Origin of the sequence: Rhodococcus sp. KBW08, assembly GCF_003852455.1 — a bacterium.
Classification (GTDB): Bacteria; Actinomycetota; Actinomycetes; order Mycobacteriales; family Mycobacteriaceae; genus Rhodococcus_F; species Rhodococcus_F baikonurensis.
In genome coordinates, this window is record NZ_QAJJ01000002.1 from 660,849 (window position 1) to 687,839 (window position 26,991).

Annotated in this window: 23 protein-coding genes; 12 read left to right on the forward strand and 11 right to left on the reverse strand. The window is 63.8% G+C overall.

Translation table 11 applies throughout. The annotated features are described in order from the left end of the window. The first annotated feature begins 12 nt into the window (after window positions 1-12). On the forward strand, window positions 13-1,212 hold the full coding sequence (locus DBV08_RS03470; protein WP_124566519.1) for a serine/threonine-protein kinase: 1,200 nt from the start codon (window positions 13-15) through the stop codon (window positions 1,210-1,212). A 27-nt stretch (window positions 1,213-1,239) separates the two neighbouring features. Here DBV08_RS03470 and DBV08_RS03475 read toward each other — a convergent pair whose 3' ends face one another. Continuing rightward, complete coding sequence (locus tag DBV08_RS03475; RefSeq protein ID WP_185564414.1) at window positions 1,240-2,628, reverse strand: FAD-binding oxidoreductase; 1,389 nt, start codon at window positions 2,626-2,628, stop codon at window positions 1,240-1,242. Further along, the gene (locus DBV08_RS03480; RefSeq protein ID WP_124566521.1) at window positions 2,628-3,464 is read right to left on the reverse strand and encodes a class I SAM-dependent methyltransferase; all 837 of its coding nucleotides are present in this window, start codon (window positions 3,462-3,464) and stop codon (window positions 2,628-2,630) included. The genes DBV08_RS03475 and DBV08_RS03480 overlap by 1 nt, the downstream gene beginning before the upstream one ends. A 135-nt stretch (window positions 3,465-3,599) precedes the next feature. On the opposite strand from DBV08_RS03480, the gene DBV08_RS03485 reads away from it, so the two are divergent. The 6 genes from DBV08_RS03485 to DBV08_RS03510 all read left to right on the forward strand — a co-directional run bounded on the left by DBV08_RS03485 (window position 3,600) and on the right by DBV08_RS03510 (window position 9,178). Then, on the forward strand, window positions 3,600-4,277 hold the full coding sequence (locus DBV08_RS03485; RefSeq protein ID WP_095968940.1) for a helix-turn-helix domain-containing protein: 678 nt from the start codon (window positions 3,600-3,602) through the stop codon (window positions 4,275-4,277). A gap of 110 nt (window positions 4,278-4,387) precedes the next feature. Continuing rightward, complete coding sequence (locus DBV08_RS03490) at window positions 4,388-4,972, forward strand: M15 family metallopeptidase (protein ID WP_124566522.1); 585 nt, start codon at window positions 4,388-4,390, stop codon at window positions 4,970-4,972. A 2-nt stretch (window positions 4,973-4,974) separates the two neighbouring features. Continuing rightward, entirely contained in the window at window positions 4,975-5,616 is a 642-nt protein-coding gene (locus DBV08_RS03495) for a phosphatase PAP2 family protein (RefSeq protein WP_124566523.1), read from the forward strand. 75 nt (window positions 5,617-5,691) lie between these two features. After that, complete coding sequence (locus DBV08_RS03500; RefSeq protein ID WP_124566524.1) at window positions 5,692-6,390, forward strand: response regulator transcription factor; 699 nt, start codon at window positions 5,692-5,694, stop codon at window positions 6,388-6,390. After that, entirely contained in the window at window positions 6,387-7,781 is a 1,395-nt protein-coding gene (locus DBV08_RS03505; RefSeq protein WP_124566525.1) for an ATP-binding protein, read from the forward strand. The genes DBV08_RS03500 and DBV08_RS03505 overlap by 4 nt, the downstream gene beginning before the upstream one ends. A gap of 188 nt (window positions 7,782-7,969) precedes the next feature. Continuing rightward, window positions 7,970-9,178 carry an MFS transporter gene (locus tag DBV08_RS03510; protein WP_124566526.1) on the forward strand — a complete coding sequence of 403 codons (1,209 nt, stop codon included), beginning with the start codon at window positions 7,970-7,972 and terminating at the stop codon, window positions 9,176-9,178. Here the strand turns inward: DBV08_RS03510 and DBV08_RS03515 are convergent. From DBV08_RS03515 to DBV08_RS03525, 3 genes are read right to left on the reverse strand one after another with little or no spacing between them, the layout of a single operon-like run. Further along, complete coding sequence (locus DBV08_RS03515) at window positions 9,175-10,629, reverse strand: MFS transporter (protein ID WP_124566527.1); 1,455 nt, start codon at window positions 10,627-10,629, stop codon at window positions 9,175-9,177. The genes DBV08_RS03510 and DBV08_RS03515 overlap by 4 nt on opposite strands. A gap of 49 nt (window positions 10,630-10,678) precedes the next feature. After that, window positions 10,679-11,338 carry a response regulator transcription factor gene (locus DBV08_RS03520; RefSeq protein WP_003940972.1) on the reverse strand — a complete coding sequence of 220 codons (660 nt, stop codon included), beginning with the start codon at window positions 11,336-11,338 and terminating at the stop codon, window positions 10,679-10,681. Next, entirely contained in the window at window positions 11,335-12,615 is a 1,281-nt protein-coding gene (locus tag DBV08_RS03525) for an ATP-binding protein (RefSeq protein ID WP_095969254.1), read from the reverse strand. The genes DBV08_RS03520 and DBV08_RS03525 overlap by 4 nt, the downstream gene beginning before the upstream one ends. Window positions 12,616-12,851: 236 nt before the next feature. On the opposite strand from DBV08_RS03525, the gene DBV08_RS03530 reads away from it, so the two are divergent. Beyond that, a complete protein-coding gene (locus tag DBV08_RS03530) occupies window positions 12,852-14,246 on the forward strand; it encodes a PspC domain-containing protein (RefSeq protein ID WP_124566528.1) in 1,395 nt (464 codons plus the stop codon). After that, a complete protein-coding gene (locus tag DBV08_RS03535; RefSeq protein WP_095968932.1) occupies window positions 14,243-14,476 on the forward strand; it encodes a hypothetical protein in 234 nt (77 codons plus the stop codon). The genes DBV08_RS03530 and DBV08_RS03535 overlap by 4 nt, the downstream gene beginning before the upstream one ends. Before the next feature lie 53 nt (window positions 14,477-14,529). Here the strand turns inward: DBV08_RS03535 and guaA are convergent, their stop codons facing one another. Then, window positions 14,530-16,101 carry a glutamine-hydrolyzing GMP synthase gene (gene guaA, locus DBV08_RS03540; protein WP_020969072.1) on the reverse strand — a complete coding sequence of 524 codons (1,572 nt, stop codon included), beginning with the start codon at window positions 16,099-16,101 and terminating at the stop codon, window positions 14,530-14,532. Window positions 16,102-16,468: 367 nt separating this feature from the next. Between guaA and DBV08_RS03545 the strand changes: the two genes are divergently transcribed. Together DBV08_RS03545 and DBV08_RS03550 are read left to right on the forward strand one after the other, a co-directional pair. After that, a complete protein-coding gene (locus tag DBV08_RS03545) occupies window positions 16,469-18,238 on the forward strand; it encodes an Ig-like domain-containing protein (RefSeq protein ID WP_124566529.1) in 1,770 nt (589 codons plus the stop codon). Window positions 18,239-18,289: 51 nt separating this feature from the next. After that, window positions 18,290-20,047: an Ig-like domain-containing protein gene (locus DBV08_RS03550; protein ID WP_124566530.1), complete on the forward strand. Its 1,758-nt coding sequence runs from the start codon at window positions 18,290-18,292 to the stop codon at window positions 20,045-20,047. Between the two features lie 84 nt (window positions 20,048-20,131). Here the strand turns inward: DBV08_RS03550 and DBV08_RS03555 are convergent, their stop codons facing one another. From DBV08_RS03555 to guaB, 3 genes are all read right to left on the reverse strand, one after another. Then, window positions 20,132-21,886 carry a GMC oxidoreductase gene (locus DBV08_RS03555; RefSeq protein ID WP_124566531.1) on the reverse strand — a complete coding sequence of 585 codons (1,755 nt, stop codon included), beginning with the start codon at window positions 21,884-21,886 and terminating at the stop codon, window positions 20,132-20,134. 173 nt (window positions 21,887-22,059) lie between these two features. Then, complete coding sequence (locus tag DBV08_RS03560) at window positions 22,060-23,199, reverse strand: GuaB3 family IMP dehydrogenase-related protein (protein ID WP_124566532.1); 1,140 nt, start codon at window positions 23,197-23,199, stop codon at window positions 22,060-22,062. 27 nt (window positions 23,200-23,226) lie between these two features. Beyond that, the gene (gene guaB / locus DBV08_RS03565) at window positions 23,227-24,750 is read right to left on the reverse strand and encodes an IMP dehydrogenase (RefSeq protein ID WP_020723641.1); all 1,524 of its coding nucleotides are present in this window, start codon (window positions 24,748-24,750) and stop codon (window positions 23,227-23,229) included. A 244-nt stretch (window positions 24,751-24,994) separates the two neighbouring features. On the opposite strand from guaB, the gene DBV08_RS03570 reads away from it, so the two are divergent. Then, on the forward strand, window positions 24,995-25,399 hold the full coding sequence (locus tag DBV08_RS03570; protein ID WP_095968927.1) for a DUF5319 domain-containing protein: 405 nt from the start codon (window positions 24,995-24,997) through the stop codon (window positions 25,397-25,399). 87 nt (window positions 25,400-25,486) lie between these two features. On the opposite strand, the gene DBV08_RS03575 is transcribed toward DBV08_RS03570, so the two are convergent. Further along, window positions 25,487-26,425, reverse strand: coding sequence for an anti-sigma-D factor RsdA (locus DBV08_RS03575; protein WP_350490558.1), 939 nt, complete (start codon window positions 26,423-26,425; stop codon window positions 25,487-25,489). Beyond that, entirely contained in the window at window positions 26,409-26,987 is a 579-nt protein-coding gene (locus DBV08_RS03580) for a sigma-70 family RNA polymerase sigma factor (protein WP_003940953.1), read from the reverse strand. The genes DBV08_RS03575 and DBV08_RS03580 overlap by 17 nt, the downstream gene beginning before the upstream one ends. Between the last annotated feature and the right edge of the window lie 4 nt (window positions 26,988-26,991).

The following is a 26,991-nucleotide window of genomic DNA, read 5'->3' on the forward strand; positions in this document are numbered from 1 at the left end:
TAACCTTGAGATGTGACAGCTCAGGAGCAGACCGGGAGGGGCATCGGGCCCGAATACCTGCTGGCGGGGCGGTACCGACTCCGCTCCAAGATCGGCGACGGAGGGATGGGCGCCGTCTGGCTGGCCCGCGACACCCTCCTCAGCCGTGACGTCGCGGTGAAACAAGTCACAAGCACGGAAGGCCTCGACACCGAAACGGCCGAAGAGGTCCGCGAACGTACATTGCGCGAGGGCAGGAACGCCGCAAAGCTCACCCATCCCCACTCCATCGCCATGTACGACGTCGCGATCGAGTCCGGCGAACCGTGGTTGGTCATGGAGTACTTCCCGGCCCGCAGCCTCGCCCAGGCCATGAACCTGGCCGACACGTTGCCACCGCTCGAGGTCGCGCAGATCGGCGCACAGATCGCTGCGGCACTCACCGAAGCGCACGCCGCCGGCATCGTCCACCGCGACATCAAGCCAGGCAACATCCTGATCGCAGATCGAGGCAAGTCCCTCGGCACCGTCAAGATCAGCGACTTCGGCATCGCCCGCGCAAAGAGCGACGTGTCCGACTCCCAGGACGAGGTCATCACCGGCACTCCCGCGTACTTCGCACCCGAAGTTGCCCGCGGCGATGATCCCACCGAGGCCAGTGACGTCTTCTCACTCGGGTCGACGCTCTACACCGTGATCGAGGGTCAACCGCCCTTCGGCATCGACTCCGACGCCATCGCCCTCCTGCACCGGGTCGCCAAGGCCGAGATCTACCGCCCCACCAAGTCCGGACCCCTCACCGACGTTCTTCTTCAACTCCTCGAACCCGACCCCACCCGCCGGCCGACGATGGTTCAGGCACGCGACGCACTCGCCGCTGCCGCGACAGGCGGCGGCACGATCGAGCAGTTGATCGACGCTCCCGTCTACTCGTCCGAGGGTGCCGTGCCGGCCTGGGCGCACCGGACCACACAACTCGCCGACCCACACCGTCGCAATCGCCTGACCGGCTCCACGATCACCGGACTTCCTGCAGTGCAACAGAACACGCCTTTGCGAAACGTTCCCAGTCCGATGGACATGTTCTCCTGGCCGCCGCGGATACCGACCGGCCCCGCCGATGCCAGCACCCGAGACAAGGTAGTGGCCTGGGCTCCCCTCGCCATGACCGGCATGGTTGCCGTCATCATCCTGGCCGCACTGATCGTCGTCATTCTGGTGTTCACTGTCTGACCGGTGTTCACGGTCTGAGCACAAGCTTCACGCAGGCAGGATGTTCGCGTTGAGGTGAAACACGTTGTCCGGGTCGTACTTCGCTTTTACCGCGGACAATCGCGCGTACTTCGCCGCGCCGTAGGAAGCTCGCACCCGGTTCTCGTCGACATCGGTCATGAAGTTGACGTACCCGCCTTGGTTGGAAGAGAACGGACGCAACGCTTCCCAGGTCTCACGCACCCACGATCGGTCCAATTCCAGCGTCCCGGCATCGGTTGCCGTCGCCGTCATATTGCACACGTAATGCGGTGTGCGAGAACCACCGAACGCAGTGTCGTCCTCGCCGACGGAAGTGAAAGCTCCCTGCAGCGGAAAGATCGGCATGAAGGACATCGGCGACGATTTCTTGCCCGCTTGTTCGGTCAGAACATCGATCACGTCGTCGGAGAAATCCACCAGATCCAAAGCCTTCTCATAGGCGTACGCACCCCACGGCTCCGATTCGTCGAGCATCGACTGCAACCCGATGTACGGGAGCGGGGTGACGAACTCGAAAAGCGTCGGCAAGCCCTCTCGAATCGGCGCAATCGCATTCGAGTGTTCCTCTTCCGATCCGAAACCGGCTACCAGCAAGGCGTAGCCGGGCAGTAGGTGAAATTGATCCGGGACAAACGGCGCCGGTGGCGCGGACAAACTGACGGCAACCATCGCACCGGCATTTCTCGGCAGGGCAGGCACCACCTCGCGACACAGACGAAGCGCTGCGGGTCCGTCCTCCATCCCCCAGAAGAACAGTCCCAGATGCACTTCCGGACCGATCTCGCTCAAACGGTACTCGAATTCGGTGACCACCCCGAAGTTTCCGCCACCGCCGCGCAGTGCCCAGAACAAGTCGCTGTGATCGTTCTCGGAGGCTCGCACGATCGAACCGTCGGCAAGTACCACCTCTGCCGACACCAGGTTGTCGATCGCCAGGCCGAGCGTGCGCGTCAACCACCCCATGCCACCGCCCAGAGTCAGGCCACCGACACCGGTATCGCTGATCACTCCGCCGGTCACTGCCAAGCCGTGTTCCTGCGTCGCCGTGTCGAGGTCGGCGATCGTTGCACCACCACCGACCCTGGCTCGCTTCGCGGTCGGGGCGACGCTGACTACGTTGATCGCACTGAGATCGATCATCACACCGCCTTCACACACCGACGTGCCTCGGTAGGAATGCCCGCCACCTCTGACCGAGACCTCCAACGAGTGGGCTCTGGCAAATGCAAGTGCCACAGACACATCCGACGCCGACCTGCACCTGGCGATCACCGCCGGCCGGTGATCGATCTGTCCGTTCCAGATCGATCTGGCGTCGTCGTACTCCGGATCTCGGGGACCGAACACAGAACCTGTGACCGCCGATTGCAGCGGCGCGAACTCGACCGTCGTCATCACACACCTCCTTTGTCGGGTGTCGCGGTGACCAGCAGGTACTCCCACTCCATCGCGAAGGGCTCGCTTCCGCTGCCGTACTTTTTCGCCAACTCGAGCAGATCTCGATCCAACGCCTGCGTCCGCGCCGGGTCGTCGGCGATGTTGCGGTACACCGCGATGGTCGGGCCGTAGTTCTTCTTGAAGAAGTCACGAAAATCTTCCGGCCCACTGAATCTGTCCACACGCAGGACGTTTTTCCTGATGACGACATCGCCGAGCAGATCACGAACATGGTTCTCGTCACCCCACAACGGCGCCGGTTGGGTTCCGGGAGGCGGCGGCGGCGCGTACGGCTTCATCGTCTTGAACATCTCGCCGATGAATCCCGTCGGAGTCCAACTCAGCACCCCGATCTTTCCGCCGGATCGACACACTCGCAGAAGCTCGTCCGCGGCGCGCTGGTGATGCGGTGCGAACATCACGCCGACACACGAGAGCACCACGTCGAACTCGTTGTCGCGGAGGGGAAGAGCCTCGGCATCTGCTTCCTGCCAATCGAGTTCGACGCCGGCGAGCGCAGCGGCCTCCTTTCCGGCCACGAACAATTCCGGAGCCAGGTCGGTGGCGATCACCTGCGCACCCAATGCGGCCGCCGGGATCGCCGCATTGCCCGACCCCGCCGCGACGTCCAGCACGCGATCACCTTCCTGCACGCCGCACTCGCCGACCAGTACCTGCCCGAGATCCGCAATGACCTGCGCCGCTACCGCCGGATAGTTACCCAGACCCCACATGGCCCGGTGCTTGGCCTTCAGCTCGCGATCCAGCCCGAGCGTTCCCGTTGATTCACTCATTACGGTTCTCCTTCAATCTTTTTCGTACTTCTAGCCGACAAACGTCGATGCCGTTACTTCGACGCTACGACGGCTGTTCGCCCCTCTCCAGTACGAAATCTGTACCGGAGCATCCCAGAGGCCTACGATCGAGAGATGGGGTCCTCGTACCACCAGTTCTGCCCCGTCGCCAAGGCGATGGAGCTACTCGACGAGCGGTGGACACTGCTTCTCCTGCGCGAACTGATGATGGGAAGCGAGCACTTCAACGATCTCCGACGCGGACTTCCGCGAATGTCACCGACATTGCTCTCCACGCGACTGCACCAACTTGCAGTTGCCGGCATCGTCGAGCGAGAAGAAACCGACTGCGTCGTCAGCTATCGTCTGACCGACGCCGGCCGCGAACTGCGGCCTGTGGTCGAAGCTCTCGGCATCTGGGGTACCCGGTGGATCGGCGAGCTGGGCGACGAAGACCTGGATCCGAAACTGCTGCTCTGGGACATGCATCGCCGCGTGGATCACTCCGTGGTGCCCGACGGCAAGACCGTGGTGCAGTTCGTTTTCTCCGGAGTACGTGGACATTCACGACACTGGTGGCTCGTCATCAATTCCGGCGAAGTAGACATGTGCGATATCGATCCGGGTTTCGACGTCGCAGTGTCGGTCGCCGCAGGCTTGCGACCGATGACCGAGATCTGGCGCGGTAACCTGACCTGGTCGGACGCCATACGGTCTGGCGACGTCACCATTTCGGGGCCCGCAGCATTGCGTCGCAGCTTGCCTTCGTGGTTCGAACTGTCGACTTTCGCATCGATTCCGCGCCCTGCTTAACACATCCTCACCAGCACCGTTCCGTCCTGTTACAGAGCTGTTGCAGACCGTGACACCGTCGACGAACGGTGACCACCTGTCGGTGACACTGACCGAGCAGTCTCTGTCGTATGCCCAGCCATCGCGGAATCATCCGCCTCGTCGCACTCGGTGCAGTCGCACTCGGTACGCTCACGCTCAGCGCGTGCTCGTACACGGAAGAAGCAAAGCCCAAGAGCGGTAACTACCTTGCCACTCAGCCTGATTCAGGGCCAGCAGGTGGCGAGATCGAGGGCGGCATCAGCTTGCAGGACACTCACGTGCCGGCTCTGGCCCGTCTCGATTCCGCCCTACTCGCGGCGTTGCAGTCGGCAGCGGCCGACGCACAGGCATCCGGGGTTGCCATGCACGTCAGTTCGGGTTGGCGATCCGCTGCGTATCAACAGCGGTTGTTCGACGAAGCCGTCGTCAAGTACGGCAGCGTGGACGAAGCGTCCAAGTGGGTGCACTCCCCGAGTCTGTCGAAGCATGTCAGCGGACAGGCCGTCGACATCGGACCGACCGATGCCGATGACTGGCTCATCCAGCACGGCAGCGATTACGGCCTCTGTCAGACCTACGCCAACGAGATGTGGCATTTCGAGTTGGCGACCACTCCCGGCGGGGAATGCCCGCCCCAATTGAGCAACCCTTCGGACGAGAGAGCGGAAGGCTGATCATGACACGAGTCAAACCATCGAGACTGATTGCCGCACTGGCACTTCTGATCCTCGGAGTCATCGAGTTCGAACTGGCAGTCAACACGACCGGTGGCCAGATCGTCGACCAACAACTCATGGTGGGCGCGGCCACCGCAGAAGGCCTCGGTGTTTTCTCCACCGAGTTCATCGGCCTCGTCACTCCGATACTGATAGTGGGAGGAGTGCTCGTGGCGCTCATGATCACATTGCGCAACAACCCGATTGCGCTGGCACTACGCGTCGTCGTCGTGACCCTCGGTCCCATCACGACGGCCTGGGTTCTCAAACAATCGTTGGATCGACCGGACCTGAACGGTCTGGTGATGCACAATTCCTTCCCCAGCGGCACTCTGACGGCCATCGCTGCTCTGGTCTGCGCGATCGTGCTCGTCACGCCCTCGAGGTGGCGGGCAGTCGTTGCAGTCAACGGCGCGCTGCTCACTATCGGAACGGCGATCTCGGTAGTCGTGTTGCAATGGCACCGGCCGAGTGACGTGATCGGTGCGCTACTGCTCGTCGGCTGCTACACCCTTGCTGTGTCGGCATTTCCGTTGAACACCAGCGTCGCACGGCACGCGGTGCTGGCGGACTCGGGCAACGAGCGACTTTCGAGAGTGTGACCCCTGTACCCTTGGCTGACCGAGATTCCTCCGACCGCAGAAGGCCCCTGATCATGGCGAGTCCAAGGTGAGCGCATGGTGAGCATTCTTTTCATAGAAGACGATCCAGCGGTGGCCGAGGCAATCACGTTGGGGCTGAACCGACTCGGGCACAACGTCAGCCATCGCCCCGACGGTAACTGCGATTTCGACGACGCCCTCGGTGCCACGGACCTCGTCCTACTCGACCTCGGGCTGCCAGGAGCCGACGGTTATGAGATCTGTCGACGCATCCGCACTCGCAGTTCCATCCCGATCATCATCCTGACCGCCAGATCCGACGACATCGACACTGTTGCCGGCCTCGAGGCCGGTGCCGACGACTACGTCGTCAAACCGGCCAGTCCGCGTGTCCTCGACGCTCGGATCAAAGCCGTCGTGCGGCGCTCGGCACCAGCAACGACGCGTCCGGATGCAGCGCCGGGTGCAGAGACGTTCGGCGACCTGGAATTGGATCGCTCGTCATTGCAGGTCCGCAAGGCCGGAACGCTGCTGACCCTGACTCCGACCGAACTCCGACTGATACTGGCACTGACCGAGAACCCAGGGCAGGTCCTCAGCCGCCGGCAGTTGTTGTCCGCAGCTTGGGACCAGGAATACCTGGGCGACTCCCGAATCGTCGATGCAGCGGTGCAACGACTGCGCGGAAAGATCGAGGACGACCCAGCCACACCGACCGTGATCGAAACGGTGCGCGGGTTCGGGTATCGCTTCAACACCAGCCCAGCCCGATGAGACCGACCTGGCTTCAGGTCGACGGTCTGCGGACCAGGCTCGTGCTCGTGTTCATCGCAATCGTCGTGATCATCGCCGGGGCAACCGCAGGCGTCGTCTCGTTCATGGCGCGGTCGTGGATCTATTCCAACGCTCAGGACGTGGCGACGGCACAATTTCGCGACGAACTGCAGTACAGCAACGGACCGCCGGTCGACGGGTTGACACCTGACACCCTCGACCAGATCTTCCAGTCCGACATGACTCTGATCGTCGACGGGGAAGTCATCCGTCAAGGATCAGTGGATGCGGCAACGATCCCACCCAGCTTCGAAGAGGGTTTGGACAGTCCCAAACTGATCCGCTTCGAGAGACTCGACTCCCAGCGCATCATGTTGGGAATGTCGGTCAATGTCGTGGACATGACTGCAGACGACGGCTACGACAACGAGACACTGGTCAAAGCCGTCACCATCCGGCCGCTGGTAGGAGTGCAGGACAAGTTCGACGACCTGCTTCGAGCTGTCGGTCTCACCCTCGCCGCCGGTGTGTTGGTAAGCGGTCTGCTCGGGCTGTGGATCGCGTCGACGCTTGTCCGCCCACTCAAACGCCTCGACGAGGCCGCCGCCCGCGCCGCCGACGGCGACCTGAGCGTCCGGCTCCCCGAAGACGGAGTAGCCGAACTTGCGCAGGTCACAACAACGTTCAACAACATGGTCGCTCGCAACGAAGCGGTCATCCGTGGGCTCGAAGAATCGGAAGAGCAGTCGAGAAGGTTTGTCGCCGACGTCTCCCACGAGCTTCGAACGCCGCTCGCCGCACTGGTGCCCGTCAGTGAGATCCTCCGCGAAGAGATCCCCAACCTTCCGCCGGACGCCGCCGCTGCCGCGCGCATCGTGAGCAGTGAGATCGGCAAACTCACTCGACTCGTCGAAGATCTGATCGAAATGTCGCGCCACGACTCACAACAGGCGCGCCTCGTCCTCGACGACGTCGACCTCGTCGAATTGACCGAGCGCACACTCGAGAGCCGCGGCTGGATCGAAACCGTCGAACTCCGCGCACTTGAAAACGTCAGTGCCAGAGTGGATTCGCGCCGAATCGACATCGTCGTCGCCAACCTCGTCGGTAACGCACTGCGCCACGGCGCGCCGCCGGTTCGCGTCGAGTTGAGTGTCGAACCCGGTTTCTCCGTCATCACCGTCGTCGACCACGGCCCCGGCATCTCACCCGAAGATCGGCAGGCAATCTTTCGGCGGTTCTACAAGGTCGACACCGCGCGCGGACGCAGCGAGGGCAGCGGACTCGGACTCTCCCTCGCCGTCGAGAACGTGCATTTGCACGGCGGCACCATCGGCGTCGACCAGGTGGACGGGCGCACGGTCTTCACGGTTCGCCTGCCCCGTCGCTGACCCCTTCCCGAGCGAACGTACCTTTCAGCGCACCCAAGGCGATCGTCGTACCGTTCGCTCGAAAAGGGGTGGGCACCTCGCACCCCAGACCGCCCACATCCGACCAAATAGTGGGATTCTGGTTTCAACATGTGAAACTACGCGAGTAGCGTCAGTATCGTCGAACAGCGTAGAAATCGGAGGGCACCATGACGCAGGCGTCGCGGTTGGACAAGACGGCCGTCTCCCCCAAGGCGTGGACGATGCTCGGAATCGGCGTCGCCGCCCAGGCAGCAGGCACCGTCTTCGTCAGCACCCCCGCCTTCTTGATCCCACTACTGCATTCCGAGCACGGCCTCTCGTTGACGCAGGCCGGAACCCTGGCCGCTGCACCCACTTTCGGCATGGTTCTCACGCTGGTGGCCTGGGGCGCGATGGCCGACAGATTCGGTGAGAAATGGGTCATCTCCATCGGACTTGCGTTGACGGCGATCGCTGCGCTGGCGGCGACAACCACCGACGATTACGCCCTCCTCGGGATCGCGTTCTTGCTGGGCGGCATGGCCGCGGCGAGCACCAACGCTGCCAGTGGACGTGTTGTGGTCGGCTGGTTCCCCAAGGATCGGCGCGGCCTCGCCATGGGTATCCGGCAGATGTCACAGCCCTTGGGCGTGACCATTGCGTCGCTGACCATCCCGACCCTCGCCGCCAACGTCGGCATCGGTTGGGCCGTCGGACTGTCGGTAGCACTTAACGGCGTTCTCGCCCTGATCTGCGCTGCCGCATTGGTCAATCCCCCGCGACCGGCGGCGCAGCCCACCGATATCCCGGTCGAGACGGTCAACCCCTATCGCTCGAACTGGTTCCTCTGGCGCATCCACGTCGTCTCGGCACTGCTGGTGTTTCCGCAGTTCACCCTCTCGACGTTCGGTCTGGTCTGGCTGATCAGCGAACAAGGATGGGATGCTGCGCCCGCGGGACTCCTGATCGGGATCTCCCAGTTCGTGGGCGCGCTCGGACGCATCGTCGTCGGTATCTGGAGTGACCGTGCCGGAAGCAGAGTAGGCCCCCTGCGGTTGGTTGCCGTCTCTGCATCTGCGGTCATGTTGGCAATGGCGGCGGCCGACGCAGCGCCTTGGGGCGTTCCGGCCCTGATTCTGCTGCTGGCAACCACCGTCAGTGTCGCCGACAACGGTTTGGCGTTCACATCCGTCGCCGAGGCAGCCGGGCCGAAATGGCAAGGAAAAGCGTTGGGCGCACAGAACACCGGGCAGTTCATTGCCGCGTCAGCAGTGGGCCCGGTGGTCGGTGCGCTGATCGGCGCGGTCGGCTACCCGCTCGCCTTCGCGATAGTCGCGGCATTTCCGGCCGCAGCAATCCCCTTGGTGCCCAGCCGAGACCGCGACATCAGCGTCTAGTCCGCGATCGGATTCGGTTGCACTGCAGGACCCGTCAGATCGCAATGCGGCTTGCAGGCAACCGAATCCGCTTCCTGAACCGGCTCCGCAATCGGAGCACGGATCAGCGCCGCGGCGATCACGGCACCAACCAACAGCAGCGCCACACAGATGTACATCGCGTATCGGAATCCGTCGGAGAAACTCGTCGGATCGACCAGGCTCTCGGCGTCGATCCCCACTAAGGCCGGCAGGGCGGCAACGGCAAGAAGTTGACTCGTCCGGGCAACGGCATTGTTCACACCGGACGCGATTCCCGACTGCTCCACCGGCACCGAGCCGAGCACCGCGGCGGTCAACGGCGCCACCATCACCGCCAGGCCGAGCCCGAACACCAGAACTCCCGGCAGCACGACGGTCAGGTACGACGCATCCGGGCCGATCCGCGTCATCAACACCAACCCCACCGCGGCAACGGCGGGCCCGACCGTCATCGGCAATCGCGGTCCGTGAGTCTGCGCGTAACTGCCCGCGCGCGAAGACAACAGCAGCAATGCCAAGGTGATCGGCACCGTTGCGACGCCGGCAGCCACCGGCGAGTACCCCGCAACCAATTGCAATTGCAGCACGAGCAGGAAGAACACACCGCCCAGCGCCGCATAGACCGCAAGGGTCACCAGATTGGCCGCAACGAACATCCGCGAACGAAACAGGGACGGCGGCACCAACGCACTCGGTGACCGACGTTCCACCACAACGAACAGGCACAGCGCGAGCACCCCGACCAGCCCGACTATCGGGTTGACTTCGATCAGCCCGTACGTCAGCGCGCCGAGACCGACTACTGCGCAGGCAGATCCGACCACGTCCAGGTGCTCGGGCGGATGCGGGTCGCGGCTCTCCGGTACGTGGCGCACCGCTGCCCACACCACCACGATCGCCAACGGAATATTGAGCAGGAACACGGATCGCCATCCCGCCACTTCCACCAGCCAACCACCGAAAAGCGGACCGACAGCGCCGGCGACGCCACCCAAGCCCGACCACAAGCCGATGGCCGCGCCGCGGTCCTCCTCGCGAAGTGACGCGGAAATGATGGCAAGGCTGCCAGGCGTCAAGAGCGCAGCCCCCACTCCCTGCAGGATCCGTGCAATCACCAGAAACGTGATGTCTGGTGCTATTCCGCACAGCAACGACGCGACCGCGAACCAGACCGTCCCCCACACGAATACCCGTCGCCGACCCCACCGATCGCCGAGAGCGCCACCGAGGAGTATCAGCGATGCCAACGCCAAGGTGTAGCCGCTGAGCGTCCATTGCAGTCCGGCGACACCGGAATCCAAGTCTTCACCGATGTGCGGCAGAGCAATGTTGACGACGGTTCCGTCGAGGAGAGCCATGCTGGAGCCGAGAACGGTGGCGGCGACAACCCAACGCCCACGTCTCGACGCGAGCGCCAGTGGTTCCGTCATCGCTCCATGGTGCGCCCTCACGCGCAATCGCGAAAGAGCGCGCGGAAATTCAGTCGATCTGGCGGCGATGTGCCCAACGCGTCAGCGCATTGCGATTGGACTGCTGAGTCTTTCGCAGAACATTCGATGCGTGAGTCTCGACGGTCTTCACGGAAATCACCAAGTCCTCGGCGATTTCACGGTAGGTGTACCCACGTGCCAGCAATCTGAGCACTTCGAGTTCTCGTGGAGTGAGCGAGTCGAGTTCCGGATCGAGTTGCGGCTCCGGTGCATTGGAGCGTCCGGTGAAGGAGTCCAACACGAAGCCTGCCAGGCGCGGCCCGAACACCGCGTCACCACCGGCAACGCGTCGCACGCCCTCGGCAAGTTCGGATCCCGAGATCGTCTTGGTCACGTATCCGCGCGCACCGCCGCGGATTACCGCGATCACGTCTTCGGCGGCATCGGAAACGCTGAGCGCCAAGCACACCGGGCCGGAATCGATTCCGCGCAGAACTGCCACTCCGCCACCGTCGGGCATGTGGACATCGAGCAGTACGACATGCGGCTTCGTCGAGTTGATACCCGCGATCGCCTCCGCGACGCCACCTGCTTCACCGACGACGTCCATGTCTGCCTCGCGCGAGAGTTCGGCCCTCACCCCGGAGCGGAACACTGCATGATCGTCGACAAGAAATACGCGGTACGGGGGCGGCGCAAGCGAAGTCACTGGGGCTGTTCCTCGGGGTTGTCGACACGGTCAGCAGTCTGGTCCCACTTTAGAGCAGAGTCACCCAGCGGCATGTGCACGCGGATCTCGGTGCCCTTTCCGATGTCGGATCGAACTACGACGCGGCCACCGCGCCGCTCGATGCGGCCACGAATCGACTTGGCCAGCCCCTGGCGATCCTCCGGCACCGCGTCGACGTCGAATCCGACGCCGCGATCACGAACGAACACACTGACCTGGTCGCCCTCGACCTCGGCGAACAGATTGATTTCCATCTCCCCCGAGTGCTTTGCCGAGTTCACGAGAGCTTCACGCGTCGCACCGAGGAGCGCGGTGAACGCCTCCTTCGGCAGGCCGTTCTCCACGCCTTCACCTTCGAGTTGTACGTCGCCGACCGTGACGGGACGGACCGTGACACCGTGCTGGTCTTCCACTTCACCGGCGATGATCTTCAGGCCTTCCGTCAGGCTCGTGTGGTCGATGTCGCCGCCGCTGAACAACCATTTACGCAGTTCGCGTTCCTGACCGCGGGCCAGGCGCGCCACCTCTTGCGGGTTGTCGGACTGCTTCTGAATCAGAGCCAAAGTCTGAAGTACGGAGTCGTGCAGATGCGACGCGATCTCTTCACGTTCGTCGTTGCGAATGCGAGCCGCACGCTCGGCGCCGAGAGCCCTCCACATCCGCAGCCACAGCGGCACCGTCAACAAACCGACACCGATCAGCGTCACGACCACGGCCAACAGGGACGAGCGGAGTGCTTCGAGGTCGACCTGTGCAAGGACGACAACGCCAAGACCCAAGATGATCAAGGTGGCTCCCCCGACCACCCGCGCCCACGTGAGAACGGTAGGCCGCTGCGGCAATCCGATGACGGTACGGGGACCGTCGGAATCGAACTCGCGCCACACCAAGGCAGCACCGATCGCGACGACGAAGAACGGCGCGAGCACCGAACCAGCCGTGCCACTGAACAACCAGGACAACGCAGCAGCGCCACCCAAGCCGAGGGCGATCAATCCGTACGCCCTCTGCCGCTCGGCTGCGGACGGTTTCTGCGTGTCCGTGCCTGCGGAGGTGAAGATCCAGAGAGCGCCGTAAATCACGATGCCGGACCCGGCCATCGCCGCCAGAATCGCGAAAGCCACTCGCACTTTCAGGACGTCGATACCGAGATGATCGGCAATACCGCCCGCGACACCGGCGACGATTCGACCGCCAGCGCGTCGCTCCAACTTTCGCAGCGGAACGCCGCCCGGGATGGGCACACCCTTCTTCATGGGTACGGCAGACGCCGGTACCCCGTTGACGGGTGGGCCTCCCGGAAACCCGGGAGCGGGACCGCTCACGAACGGTGGAGCTGACAGATATTGCACATAGTCGATACTGGCACGAACCACGCAGACACACATCAGGGTCCAACCCTGAATCAGGGCGCCACCCTCACCCGCGAGCGCCACAAAGATCAGGGTTGGCCCTGATGCGCGGAGGCCGCCCCGGAAGCCAGGATTGATTCATGAACAATCCGACTTTCCAAGAACAGATCCAGGATCTGTGGCGGACCCGCCCCGTGCGTCTGCCGGCACAAGGTCACGTGGCCGGGGTATGCGCCGGAATCGGATACCGGTACGGCATCGACCCCATTCTGGTACGCGTGGCCTTTGTCGCCTCCACCATTTTCGGCGGCTCAGGCATCCTTCTCTACCTCGCGGGCTGGTTGGTGCTCGCCCGCGCCGGTGACGGATCGTCTCCCGCTCAGTCGTTGATGGGCCGCGGACACAGTTCCGATTCCAGTACCAAGACCATCGTCTTGTTGGTGGCTCTCGCCATCGCGGCCACGACCGTCGGGCCCGTCGGCGTCGGTCTGGGTGGCTCCGGACTGATCGGGCTGATCCTGATGGTCGGCGGCCTGTGGCTGCTCTACCAGCGAGCGCCCGTCCCGCCTGCGCTGCCGCAGAACACGTCGCCGTACGTCGGCGCGGGTACCGCGTATCCAGGAACCGGATTCACGCCTGGTCCGTTCACTCCCGGATACTTCGCACCCAATCAGCCGCCCGTGTACACGCCGTACACCAAACTCCCCGACAGCTACGTGCCCGAGGAACGGCCGGCCGAACAGTCGCAGCAGTCACCGCAATCCCAGGCCGGTCATCCGACGATCGACCTGTCGAAGGACCCCAGCGCTTCGGCCGCCACCAATCCGACCGAGGTGATCGGCGAGGCCGCCATCACACCGCCCTCCTGGGATCCGCTCGGTGTTGCTCCGTTCGCCTGGGATCTCCCGGACCCGGCAGTCAAGGCCACGCCGCTGCTGCCGTTGCCACCGCGTAAGCGTCGCTCGCGTTGGACGCTGACAGTGCTCGGACTCGCGATCATCGTCGCCGCCGTCACCGGGGCTGCGGGCGCGGCAACCGGCAACGACTGGTTCACTCCTGGCCGAGTCGGCGCGGTCGGGTTGGCCGTCATCGCCATCGGTCTGATTCTCGGAGCATTCTTCCGAAAGGGATACGGCCTGCTGGTCGTCACCGGACCGCTCGTGGGCTTCGTACTGCTTGCCTCGTTGGTCTACCCCATTGAGTTCGACGCCTCGGGTGAGCAAAGGTGGACTCCGGCAACAGCTTCCGAGTTGGATCCGTCGTACTCGGGAGCCTTCGGCAGCTTCACTCTCGACCTCAACGGGGTCACGTTCACCGAGGACACGACCATCGACGTCGCGGCGTCGTTCGGCGAGTTCACCGTCATGGTGCCGCCAACCGTCAACGTCAAGAACAGCTGCACCGTCGTCATGGGTGACGGATCCGGTTGCCTCGACGGTGGGGTACACCCGGGTCGTGAAGTGACACCGGATTCGCCCACACTGACCATCAACGCCAAAGCCACGTTCGGCAGTCTGAAGGTGACGCAATCATGAGCGAGTACGACGAGACGACAGACCCTGACGAGACCCGAGAGTCCAAGCGCCCCTCGGCACTTCTGCTGATCGCAGGACTGGCCGCACTGTTGGTCAGCGTGTGGGCGTTGGTCGGGCCGTTCTCCCTGGCGCCGGCAGCGAACATTCAATTCCGTTGGCTGTTCGTCGGTGCCGCCGTCGTGGCAGGACTACTGCTGGTGATTCTGCCGAATCGGCGCAACCGAAAGTAACTGCTGTGCGCCTTTATTAACCGCGGGGGGTTAATAAAGGCGCACAGTAGTTTTTACTCCCACTCGATAGTTCCCGGCGGCTTGCTCGTCACATCGAGGACTACGCGGTTCACGTCCGCAACCTCGTTGGTGATTCGAGTCGAGATGCGCTCGAGGGTTTCGTACGGCAGACGGGTCCAGTCCGCGGTCATCGCGTCTTCACTCGAGACCGGACGCAGCACGATCGGATGACCGTACGTCCGTCCGTCGCCCTGCACGCCCACGCTGCGGACGTCGGCGAGGAGAACCACCGGGCACTGCCAGATCGTTCCGTCCAAGCCTGCAGACGTAAGCTCCTCGCGCGCAATGGAATCTGCCTGACGCAGAATCTCGAGGCGATCGCGGGTGACCTCACCGATGATGCGGATACCGAGTCCGGGACCGGGGAACGGCTGGCGTCCGACGATCTCTTCCGGCAGGCCGAGTTCGCGGCCCACTGCACGGACCTCGTCCTTGAACAGCAGACGCAGCGGTTCGACCAATTTGAACTGCAGGTCTTCCGGCAGTCCGCCGACGTTGTGATGGCTCTTGATGTTTGCGGTTCCCGTGCCGCCGCCGGACTCCACGACGTCAGGGTAGAGCGTGCCCTGGACCAGGAAGTCGACGGTCGCACCGTGAGATGCGTTCTCGCCCAGAACATCACTGACTGCGCCTTCGAAGCTGCGGATGAACTCGCGGCCGATGATCTTGCGCTTGGTCTCGGGATCGGTGACCCCTGCCAGCTCACCGATGAAGGTGTCAGCGGCATCCACGGTGATCAGGCGCGCACCGGTTGCCGCGACGAAGTCCTGCTCGACCTGCGTGCGCTCGCCAGCTCGCATCAAACCGTGATCGACGAAGACACATGTCAACCGGTCGCCGATTGCACGCTGAACCAAAGCCGCAGCGACAGCGGAGTCGACACCACCGGACAGACCGCAGATGGCGTGTCCGTCGCCGACCTGCTCGCGAACCTGCTCGATCAGCGCATCGGCGATGTTCGACGCCGTCCACGCTGCCGGGATACCGGCGATCTCGTGCAGGAAGCGACTCAGGACCTGCTGACCGTGCGGCGAATGCAGAACCTCGGGGTGGTACTGCACACCGGCGAGCTTGCGGGCGCGATCCTCGAACGCCGCGACGGGAGCGCCATCGCTGGTCGCGGTCACCTCGAAGCCGGAAGGCGCTTCGGTGACAGCGTCGCCGTGACTCATCCACACCGGCTGCGTCGCGGGAAGTCCGTCGTGCAGCAACCCACCGGATACCGCGATGTCGGTACGGCCGTATTCACGGGTGCCGGTCTCGGCAACGGTGCCGCCGAGGGCGCCTGCCATGGCCTGGAATCCGTAGCAGATTCCGAAAACCGGGATGTCGTGATCGAAAAGTGCGGGATCGAGCTTGGGCGCACCGTCTGCGTAGACACTCGAGGGCCCACCCGAGAGCACAACAGCCAAGGGGTTCTTGGCCACGATCTCCTCGACGGTCGTGGTGTGCGGAATCACCTCCGAGTAGACCTTGGCTTCGCGAACTCGCCGTGCGATCAACTGCGCGTACTGCGCTCCGAAGTCGACGACAAGAACTGGTCTCTGCTGCTCGATATCTGCCACAGGTGCAGTCTAATCGCCGCGGCCAGCGCTTCTGCGCATGCATGGACTCGGCCCGCTCCCCGACCGAGTGAGCGCGAGGTACGTCACTACACAGGCCGACTCTCATAACTGCGAGGCGACCTCGCGCTGATCTAGACCACCGTCCAGGTCAACGACGCCCCAATCACCCGCACCTTAGCTTCGGCAATCAAATCGGCGACATCATCGCAGGCCAGGGCCCGAAATGGACGAAGGGTGAATTTTCTGGACGTTTGACCGATTCGCCTGAACCAAACGTCCAGTAAAGGTAATCTCGCCCGTCAAGTGATCAGGATCACGATCGCAAACGGCCGGCGCCGCCGAACGGCGCTCACCTCGAGGAGGACCTGTGCGTCGATTCATACGACGACTCGCCATACCTGTCGCGGCTGTGACGGCTGCCGCCGGACTTCTAGTCCTCGGCACGCCGGCCGCTGCTGACGAAGCCCCGCCCACCAGCTTCACCGGCACGACCGACAACCTGATCTTCACGAAGAGTGTCATCGGGAACGCGGCAGTTCACCCGGGCGACACCGTCACGTACAAGACCGAGATCAAGCACAACGAAAGCGGCATCGAACGGTCGATCGCAAAGATCCGTGACATCCCGCCCGCTGGATTCGTCCTCGTGCCGGGCAGTGCCAAGGCCACCTACCTGGGTGTGACCACCCGGGCCACCATCAGCAACGAATCGGATGGCGGAGTCTCCGCGAAGTGCTCGAGCGGATGCACCTTCCTGGTCGGTGGATTCGTCGTCAAGAAGAACCAATCCGTGACACTGGAAGCGACCTACACGGTCCCCGTCGCAACGGCCTTCGGTACGTACGACAGCGGCATGCTCTTCGACGTCAACGCCTTCAGCACGCAGCAGGGCCTCAACCCGATCAACGTCAATGTCCAGGTCGTCGACCCGTCTGTCGCCACCGGGACCACGCTGGTTGCACCGGCAACGGCGAAGGTCGGCACTCCGGTCGACCTGACCGCGACAGTTGCGCCGTCCGACGCGACGGGCACCGTCCAGTTCAAGGACGGCGGAAACGACATCGGCTCACCCGTCCCGGTTGCCGCCGGTAGCGCCACCCTTTCCCACACCTTCGACAGCGTCGGCGCCCACGACATCACCGCCGCGTACAACGCCGGTCCGGGATTCCACAGCTCGACCACCGGAGTCCAGACCGTCGACGTCTCCGCGGACACCACCACCACGATCTCGGCTCCGAACGCCGCATTGGTCGGTGACAGCATCACCGTGAGCGCCGTCGTCACACCGGCGACCGCCGTGGGCACGGTGCAGTTCAAGGACGGCGACACCAACCTCGGCGCACCGGTGGTCGTGGTCGACGGAACGGCTTCCCTGACCCGCAGCTACGACGCTTCCGGCACGCACAGCTTCACCGCAGTGTTCACCGGCGAGGCCGGCTACGGCGATTCAGTGTCCACCGCAACTCAACTCGACGTCAGCGATCCCGACTGGGGAACCACGACCACAGTTGTCGAACCGCTCACAGCAGTCGTCGGTGAACCGACCAACCTCTCGGCCACCGTCTCCCCCATCCCGAGCAGCGGAACCGTGACGTTCAAGGTCGACGGCGCCGAGGTCGGTAGCGCACCGGTCGGCACAGGCGACGGCGTCGCGATCCTCCCGCACACCTTCGCGTCAGCCGGCGCCGCAACCGTGGTTGCCGAGTTCTCCGGCGGAACCGGATTCGTCGGCTCCACGTCCACGTCGTTCACGGTGAACGTGACCGATCCCGAGCCCGCCCGCGCGGACACCACGACGGTCCTGACTGTCAGCGGCGCCGCTCAGGTCGGAAAGGCATTGCAGCTCAAGGCCACCGTTGCACCCGGAACAGCAAACGGAATGATCCAGTTCAAGTCCGGCACGACGCCCATCGGTGCACCCGTTGCCGTCGTCAACGGCGTCGCGACACTCACGCACACCTTCGACGACGAGGGAACGTTCGGCCTCACTGCCAACTTCGTCGGCGACGCCGGTTGGAAGAACTCCGTCTCCGGCCCGACGGTCATGCAGGTCGGCACCGCACCGACCGACGGCGGCGGCACCGGAAGCCTGGACACCGGTTCACTGAGCGGCCTGATCCCGCTCTTCGGAAGCTAGTCCCCCGCATCAGCTTTGGACACCACTCCCGTACCAAGCTCAGGAGAATCCATGTTCGTGTATTCCAGACGCCGCATCGCGGCGCCGATCGCCGCCACGGCACTCGCCAGTGGCGTCATACTCGCGGGAATCCCCGCATCAGCAGCACCGGTGACGACAACTTTCGGAACGAGTTGCCTCGCAACCCCGTCCGCTGTCGCCGGTCCGACCACGCAGTCCCAGTCCGGTTCGGTCATCGTCGACGCACCGGAGAGCGTCGGAGCCGGTGAGACCTTCGAGGTCACCATCCAACCCGGCCCCATCGCCTTCCCTGGATCCGCTTCGGGGGCCACCGTCCAGAACGTCTCCCGTATCAAGGTCGACGTCGATGTTCCCGCGAACGCCACCCTGGTGGAAGCCACCATCGTCCCCGGTACTTCGGCTGGGCTCAGCGGTGTCGCGCCGAACATCCTGCGCGTCAACGAGAACGGCAACGTCGATCCCAACGGAACGATTCTGCGCCTCTCCGGAAACAACCAGGTCATCGGAAACAGCCCGAGCTCGAGCATCAACTCCGAGGGCGGCATCGTCGTCAAGGCGACCGGTAAGAACGTCGACGGCTCCAATAACGCCGACGGCTACACGCAGTTCCAACTCCCCCAGGTCAAGGCAATTCTCAAGGCCGGTGATTCAGGGGACGTCGCGATGAAGGTACGCACCGGCGGCAGCGCAGGAGCGTGGAACAACGATCGCAACTTCCTCACGTTCCTCCCCAAGGCCACCTTGGTCATCACCGCCTGGGCACCCACGCGATGCACCCCGCGTGACGCCGAGAACGGTCCGCTCAACAGCGGCGCAGGCCCCCTCGCCACGACGCGGATCATCGAGGCGGACAAGGCAACCACCACCACGGTGGTCGGGCCGGCCAATGCCAAGAACGGAACCCCCGTCACTCTGTCGGCCAACGTGAGCGGCGGCGCGACTGGTGGAACCGTCCAGTTCTTCGACGGCGACAACCCCCTCGGAGACGCGGCGCCGGTAACGGCTGGATCGGCCAGCATCTCCCCGACCTTCACCGAGGACGGACCGCACTCCATCACCGCGAGCTACAGCGGCGCCCCCGGGTTCCTGGCGTCGACGTCGGCGTCGGCCAAGATCGTGACCGTCACGACCGATGCACCGCCGGACGCCGTGACCACGACGGCCACGGTGTCACCGTCGACCGCAAAGGTCGGACAGGACGTCAATCTGACTGCCAAGGTCGATCCGCAGGGTACCGGCGGCACGGTCGACTTCATCGTCGACGGCACCGAAACGGTCAGAGCCACGGTCGGAACCGACGGAGTTGCCATCGCTCCGTACACCTTCACCTCGACCGGAACGCACAAGGTTGTCGCGAAGTTCACGGGCTCACCAGGATTCGCGCCGTCCGCTGCCCCGGCATTCCCGGTCAGTGTGACGACTCCGGCTCCGGCCGACGTCGAGACGACCACGGTCCTCGACGCCGTCGGAACTGTTCAGAAGAACACCCCGGTGACGCTCAAAGCAACGGTCGATCCGGCCGGAGCCTCGGGCAAGGTCCAGTTCAAGGTCGGTGACACCCTCATCGGTGGACCGGTCGATGTGGTCAACGGTGTCGCAACGGTACCGGCGACGTTCTACAACTCCGGGACCTACAGTGTCACTGCAGAATTCGTGGGCGCTGCGGGCTACACGTCCTCGGCATCCGCGCCGCAGACCCTGACTGTCCCCGGTGATACCGACGGCGGACCCGGCGGCGGAACCGGCAGCCTCGACCTCGGCACCCTCTTCGGATCGCTGGGTGGCTGACAAGGTGAGGCCGACGATCTGAAACTGCAAAAGGGGCGTGCCGTCGAATCCTCGACGACACGCCCCTTTTCGGTTCTCGGTGAACTATCCGGCTGCAGGCTCCACCGGAACAGCAGTCGCCGTCTTGCCGCCGGTGATCTTCACGATCGGCAGAACCAGCGCGGCCGGAGCCGACGCCGGCACGACGGGCGACTTGGGTGCAATCGGAGCCAAACGCTCGTAGCCGCTGCCCTGGGCGGGACGCAGGTCGGTCTCCCCCTTGTTGGGCCACAGCGAGGCCGAGCGCTCTGCCTGAGCGGCAATGGTCAGCGACGGATTCACGCCGAGATTGGCCGAGACCGCTGCGCCGTCGACGACGCTGAGCGTCGGGTAGCCGTACACGCGGTGGTACGGATCGATGACGCCGTGATCGGAATCCGACGCGATAGCGCAACCGCCGAGGAAGTGCGCCGTCAGCGGAACGTTGAAGATCTCGCCCCACGTGCCGCCCGCGACGCCGTCGATCTTCTCGGCAACTCGACGCGTCGCCTCGTTACCCTCCGGAATCCACGTCGGGTTCGGCTGACCGTGGCCCTGCTTGCTGGTGACCTTGCGTCGACCGAACAGGCCCTTCTTCGTGTACGTGGTGATGGAGTTGTCGAGGTTCTGCATGACGAGCGCGATGATCGTGCGCTCACTCCAGTCCTTGACCGTCAACATGCGCAACATCTGGTACGGGTTCTTCGCGACCACACCGAGGAACTTGATCCACCGGGGTGTCTTGCCGCCGCCATCGGTCATCAAGGTCTGCAACAGGCCCATCGCGTTCGATCCCTTGCCGTAGCGGACCGGCTCGATGTGGGTGTCGCTGCTCGGGTGGAACGACGACGTGATCGCCACTCCGCGGGTCAGGTCGAGAGCAGGATCGACCTTGTACTTGCCTGCGCCGACGATGGATTCGGAGTTCGTTCGAGTCAGCTCGCCGAGCTTGTCGGAGAGCTTGGGCAGCGCTCCGGTGTCCTTCATGTCGAAGAGCAGATGCTGAGTGCCCCACGTTCCGGCCGCGAGAATGACGTTCGCAGCCGTGTAGGTGCGGCGGTTCTTTCGTCCGAATGCGCCGGTTCGCTCGGTGAACACGTCCCACGAACCGTCGCGAGCCTCGCGTAGTCCGGACACGGTGGTCATCGGAATGATCTCGGCGCCGGCTGTCTCGGCAAGGCCCAGATAGTTTTTGAGCAGAGTGTTCTTCGCTCCGTGACGGCAGCCCGTCATGCACTCGCCGCACTCGATGCAACCGGTGCGCTCGGGTCCGACGCCGCCGAAGTACGGGTCCTTCGCCTTCTTGCCCGGCTCACCGAAGTAGACGCCGACGGGCGTCTGGATGAACGTGTCGCCGACGCCCATGTCGTCGGCGACCGACTTCATGATCTCGTCAGCGGGCGTCATGTGCGGATTCTGAACGACGCCGAGCATCTTCTGAGCCTGCTCGTAATACGGCGTGAGTTCACTGCGCCAGTCGGTGATGTGAGCCCACTGCTTATCCTGGAAGAACGGCTCCGGCGGCTGGTAAAGCGTGTTGGCGTAGTTCAACGACCCACCGCCGACACCCGCGCCCGCGAGAATGAGGCAGTCGCGCAGCAGGTGTACGCGCTGAATGCCGAAACAACCCAGTTTCGGAGCCCAGAGGAACTTCTTGAGATCCCAACTGGTCTTCGCGAAATCTTCGTCGGCATACCGTCGGCCGGCTTCGATGACGCCGACCTTGTAGCCCTTCTCCACGAGACGAAGCGCGCTCACGCTTCCGCCGAACCCGGATCCGACGATCAGTACGTCGTAGTCCGTTGCCCGTTGCTTGCCCATCAGGACACCTCCACCGTGAACCGTAGTTACCCGCCAGTATGCACCTATCCCTTGTGACTACCACCACAAGGGGCCTCATAAGCGTAACCACAAGTATCAGGAACGGGAGAAAGTCCTGCACAACGAACTGTGGCCCCGGTTCACGAAGAACCGGGGCCACAGAACGGTACAAACTACGCGCGGACGGTCAATCCGACCTTCTGGAACTCCTTGAGATCGGAGTATCCGGCCTTGGCCATCGACCGACGGAGACCACCGACGAAGTTCAGCGAACCGTACGGATCATCCGAAGGACCGCTCAGAACCTGATCCAGGCTCGGACGCTCACCGTAGGAAACCGGAAGAAGCGCTCCACGCGGAACCGAAGGATGAGCCGCAGCGGACGGCCAGTACCAGCCGCCACCCGGCGCCTCGGCGGACACCGCCAGCGGCGTGCCCAGAACAGCAGCGTCGGCACCGCAGGCGATTGCCTTCGCCAGATCACCCGACGTTGCGATGTCACCGTCGGCGATGACGTGGACGTAGCGTCCACCCGTCTCGTCGAGGTAGTCGCGCCTGGCTGCTGCAGCATCGGCGATGGCCGTGGCCATCGGAACCCCGATACCCAGGACCTCACCGGTGGTGGTTGCACCCTCGGTGGAGCCGTATCCGACGATGACACCGGCAGCGCCGGTACGCATCAGGTGCAGCGCAGTGCGGTGGTCACTGACCCCACCCGCGACAACCGGAACGTCCAGTTCGGAGATGAACGTCTTGAGGTTGAGCGGTTCCTGCTCGGTGTGCACGACGTGCTCCGCCGAGATGATCGTGCCGTGGACGACCAGCAGGTCGATTCCGGCCTTGATCAGCTCGGGTGTCAGCGCGCGCGCATTCTGCGGGCTGACGCGAACGGCAGTGGTGACCCCGGAATCACGGACCTGCGCGACCGCAGCGGCCAGAAGACCGGACTGCAGCGGCGCCGCGTGCAACTCCTGCAGGTAACGGATGGCCGCGTCGACGCCACCGTCCTTCTCGGCGATCTCGACGAGACGCCGGAGCTTCTCCTCGACATCGGGGTGACGGCCCCACAGGCCTTCACCGTTGATGACACCGAGTCCGCCGCGCTTACCCAGCTCGATCGCGAAGGTCGGCGAGACCAACGCGTCGGTGGGATGTGCGAGGACGGGAATGTCGAACCTGTAAGCGTCGAGCTGCCAAGCAGTCGACACCTCCTTCGACGAACGGGTTCGCCGGGAGGGAACGATGTTCACATCGTCCAACTCGTAGGTACGTCGGGCCGTTCGACCCATGCCGATCTCAACGAGGTCGCGCACGCGCGCCCCTTTCTCGTGTACTGGTTGCTAACGAGCGGTGTAGTTGGGTGCTTCGACAGTCATCGTGATGTCGTGCGGATGGCTTTCCTTCAAGCCGGCCGCCGTGATCTGGACGAACTGAGCGTTCTGCAGGTGCTCGATCGTCGCCGACCCCGTGTAACCCATGGCAGCGCGCAGACCACCGGTGAGCTGATGCGTCACCTGGGAGAGCGGGCCACGGAACGGAACGCGTCCTTCGATGCCTTCCGGAACCAACTTGTCCTCGGAAAGTACGTCGTCCTGGAAGTACCGGTCCTTGGAGTACGACTTGGCCTCGCCACGCGACTGCATCGCGCCGAGCGAACCCATGCCGCGGTAGCTCTTGAACTGCTTGCCGCCGACCAGAATCAGTTCGCCGGGCGATTCAGCGGTACCGGCCAGGAGCGAACCCAGCATGGCCGTCGACGCACCCGCGGCGAGGGCCTTCGCGATGTCACCGGAGAACTGGAGTCCACCGTCGGCGATGACGGGCACACCGAGCGGCTTGCACGCGGCAACCGCTTCCAGGATGGCCGTGACCTGAGGGGCGCCGACACCGGCGATGACGCGAGTGGTGCAGATGGAACCAGGGCCGACTCCGACCTTCACGGCATCGACGCCGGCCTCGACCAGTGCCAGGGCACCAGCGCGCGTAGCGACATTGCCACCGATGATCTGAACCCGCTCGCCCAGTTCACGCTTGAGCTTGGCGATCATGTCGAGAACGTTGGACGAATGCCCGTGTGCACTGTCCACCACCAGTACGTCGACACCGGCATCGGTGAGCGCCATCGCACGCTGGAAGGCGTCGTCACCGGCACCCACCGCAGCACCGACGAGCAGCCGACCGTCACGGTCCTTGGTGGCGTCCGGATGCTGCTCGGTCTTGACGAAGTCCTTGACCGTGATCAGGCCGGTGAGCTTGCCGTTGCCGTCGACGATAGGCAGCTTCTCGATCTTGTGCCGACGGAGAAGGCCCAGTGCTACGTCCGCGGTGACGCCTTCCTGAGCGGTGATCAACGGCATCTTGGTCATGATCTCGACGACCGGACGATTCTGGTCGACCTCGAAACGCATGTCACGGTTCGTGACGATGCCGACCAGCTGGCCGGCGTCGTCGGTGACCGGGAGACCCGAGATGCGGAAGCGAGCACACTTCGCGTCGACCTCACCCATCGTGTCGGTCGGCTTACACGTGACGGGGTCGGTCACCATGCCGGCCTCGGAGCGCTTGACGGTCTCGACCTGTCCTGCCTGAACCTCGACGGACGAGTTGCGGTGCAGAACTCCCATACCGCCGGCGCGCGCCATCGCAATGGCCATGCGCGACTCGGTGACAGTGTCCATCGCAGAGCTGACCAACGGAATCCGCAGACGGATGTCGCGGGTCAGTTGACTGGACGTGTCGACCTGGCTCGGGATGACGTCGGACGCGGCAGGCAACAGCAGCACGTCGTCGTATGTCAGTCCCAGCATCGCGACCTTGTTGGGGTCGTCTCCTCCGGTGTGTACATGTCCTGCAGAACTACTCATGCGGTCAGGACCCTCCATGGACCTAGATTCGCCCAGGGCGACCGCTGTAGCAGCCGCCTCGAAACGGATTACGAAAAGCTGGATATCGGATAGAAGGCGCCTACACGGAAAGAAATTCCTGGCACCTTTTCCCGGCGTTGCACACCATGGTATCGGCTCACTCAAAGGTCCGAACCATCCCACCCACGCTGCGGGTACGCGTAACAAGTGGCGCTGACCCCCCTGACCTGCGTACCGTGGTGCTGTGCGTGATCAACTGCCCCCCGGTCTGCCGCCAGATCCCTTCGCCGGCGACCCAGCTGACCCCTCCGCGGCTCTCGATGCCATCGAGCCGGGTCAACCACTCGACTCCCATGAACGCCAAGCGGTCGAGGAGGATCTCGCTGACCTCGCCGTTTACGAGGCACTCCTCGCTCACCGCGGCATCCGCGGTCTCGTAGTGTGCTGCGAGGACTGCCAACAAGATCATTACCACGACTGGGACATGCTGCGCGCAAACCTGCTGCAGCTTCTCGTGGACGGAACCGTCCGCCCCCACGAGCCCGCCTACGACCCGATGCCTGAGGCATATGTCACGTGGGACTACTGCCGCGGATACGCCGACGCCTCGATGAACGAGGCGATGCACGGCGACGGTTTCGACAGCTGAGCGAAACCCCACCAAGTTCATACGAAAGTGGCCGACAAGCAATTGCTTGTCGGCCACTTTCGTTTGACTCGGATCGGAACGATGCGATCAGGGCGGGGGTGAAGAAGAATCACCCGACGGCGACGAGGCCGGGGCCAGTGACGTCGTCGTCGTGGTTGTGGTCGTCGTTGTCGTGGTAGTTGCCGTGGGCGACGATGACGGTGTGGACGACGCCGCACTTGGCCCAGGCGCTTGCATGATTCCAGGGTCGGGCGTTGTCGTCGTGGTTGCGCCGCCAGGCTGCTGAGGGTTGGCCGGGTTGACAGAAGTCCCCGGAATCGCCGTGGGCGAGGTGGCAAGCGAGGACTGCTGATCGGTCGTCAGCGGCGGCGCCAAGGGTGACGTGGTCTCCTGGACCTGCGTCATCAACTTGCCCCAACGCTCGACGAGGTCGGTCTTGTCCTGCGAGTCCTTGACCGCATCGGCACGGTGAGCTGCGTTGTCCAGCACCATCTTTGCCGCGGGAATGTCCCCGGCAGCCAACAGACGCTCGGCCTTCTCCAGCTCGGATGTCGTGTCGATCTTCGCAACCGTCGAGTTGGCCTCGTCGGCGAAGACGACCTGCTTGACGCCCCAGAGGGCATCGCCGGGCTGGGCGTCGTACGCCATCGCCGTGGCTCCACCGAAGACCACTGCTGCGACAGCTGCTGCGGCGGCGATCGGGCGGACCACGCGCAGTCGGGAACGGGAACGTGAACGCTGACGATCGGAGAAGCCGGACGGCGTCGCTGTGATTGCAGCGATGACATCGTCCAACAACGGACCCTCGGGCATCGGAGTCGCAACGACATCGTCACGCCATTGCGAGAGAATCAACGCAAGTTCGTACTGTTCGGTGCTATCGGTTGCTACCGGTCCACCACTCGAAATGGATTCGATCAGCGCATCGTCACGCCGAACCGCAGCCAAGTCCACTGGCGTACCGTCGTCGGCGAGATCACCGAGATTCGAAGCGTCACGCCCCTCGTCTCTAGCCAAAGCTCTCACCTGCTTTCGTCACTTCTTTTTTCAGTTTCGCGATCGCCCTGTGCTGAGCGACTCGTACAGCTCCGGCGGTACTACCGACGGCGACGGCCGTTTCCTCGGCCGACATCCCGACCACCAGGCGAAGTATCAAGATTTCTCGATGCTTCTCCGGAAGTGTGCCGAGCAGTTCGTGCATCTGTCTGCTGGACTCCGAATCAAGTGCTCGTTGTTCGGGACCATCATCCAGTGCTATTACATCCGGTACTTCGGAAACGGGCTCCGACTTGTTACGGGCGGAGCTTCGATGTGCGTCCGCAACCTTGTGTGCCGCAATTCCGTACACAAAGGCCATGAACGGGCGTCCCTGGTCCTGATAACGCGGCAGCGCGGTCATCACGGCCAGACACACTTCCTGTGCGACGTCGTCAGCGGACAGGTGTCCCCGCTCGGCCGCACCCACTCGACCGCGGCAGTAGCGCACCACCATCGGTCGGATGTTCTCCAGAACCAAAGCTAGAGCTGTACGGTCGCCCTGCGCAGCAGCGGCGACCGCGGTGTCCAACTCATCGCTCGTATTTGTCATCGTC

Coding starts and splice junctions, on each gene's coding strand:
- DBV08_RS03475 (WP_185564414.1), bottom strand. CDS start 2,628: ATGACGACGGTCGAGTTCGCGCCGCTGCAATCGGCGGTCACAGGTTCT.
- DBV08_RS03480 (WP_124566521.1), bottom strand. CDS start 3,464: ATGAGTGAATCAACGGGAACGCTCGGGCTGGATCGCGAGCTGAAGGCC.
- DBV08_RS03485 (WP_095968940.1), top strand. CDS start 3,600: ATGGGGTCCTCGTACCACCAGTTCTGCCCCGTCGCCAAGGCGATGGAG.
- DBV08_RS03490 (WP_124566522.1), top strand. CDS start 4,388: ATGCCCAGCCATCGCGGAATCATCCGCCTCGTCGCACTCGGTGCAGTC.
- DBV08_RS03495 (WP_124566523.1), top strand. CDS start 4,975: ATGACACGAGTCAAACCATCGAGACTGATTGCCGCACTGGCACTTCTG.
- DBV08_RS03500 (WP_124566524.1), top strand. CDS start 5,692: ATGGTGAGCATTCTTTTCATAGAAGACGATCCAGCGGTGGCCGAGGCA.
- DBV08_RS03505 (WP_124566525.1), top strand. CDS start 6,387: ATGAGACCGACCTGGCTTCAGGTCGACGGTCTGCGGACCAGGCTCGTG.
- DBV08_RS03510 (WP_124566526.1), top strand. CDS start 7,970: ATGACGCAGGCGTCGCGGTTGGACAAGACGGCCGTCTCCCCCAAGGCG.
- DBV08_RS03515 (WP_124566527.1), bottom strand. CDS start 10,629: ATGACGGAACCACTGGCGCTCGCGTCGAGACGTGGGCGTTGGGTTGTC.
- DBV08_RS03525 (WP_095969254.1), bottom strand. CDS start 12,615: ATGAAGAAGGGTGTGCCCATCCCGGGCGGCGTTCCGCTGCGAAAGTTG.
- DBV08_RS03530 (WP_124566528.1), top strand. CDS start 12,852: ATGAACAATCCGACTTTCCAAGAACAGATCCAGGATCTGTGGCGGACC.
- DBV08_RS03535 (WP_095968932.1), top strand. CDS start 14,243: ATGAGCGAGTACGACGAGACGACAGACCCTGACGAGACCCGAGAGTCC.
- DBV08_RS03550 (WP_124566530.1), top strand. CDS start 18,290: ATGTTCGTGTATTCCAGACGCCGCATCGCGGCGCCGATCGCCGCCACG.
- DBV08_RS03555 (WP_124566531.1), bottom strand. CDS start 21,886: ATGGGCAAGCAACGGGCAACGGACTACGACGTACTGATCGTCGGATCC.
- guaB (WP_020723641.1), bottom strand. CDS start 24,750: ATGAGTAGTTCTGCAGGACATGTACACACCGGAGGAGACGACCCCAAC.
- DBV08_RS03580 (WP_003940953.1), bottom strand. CDS start 26,987: ATGACAAATACGAGCGATGAGTTGGACACCGCGGTCGCCGCTGCTGCG.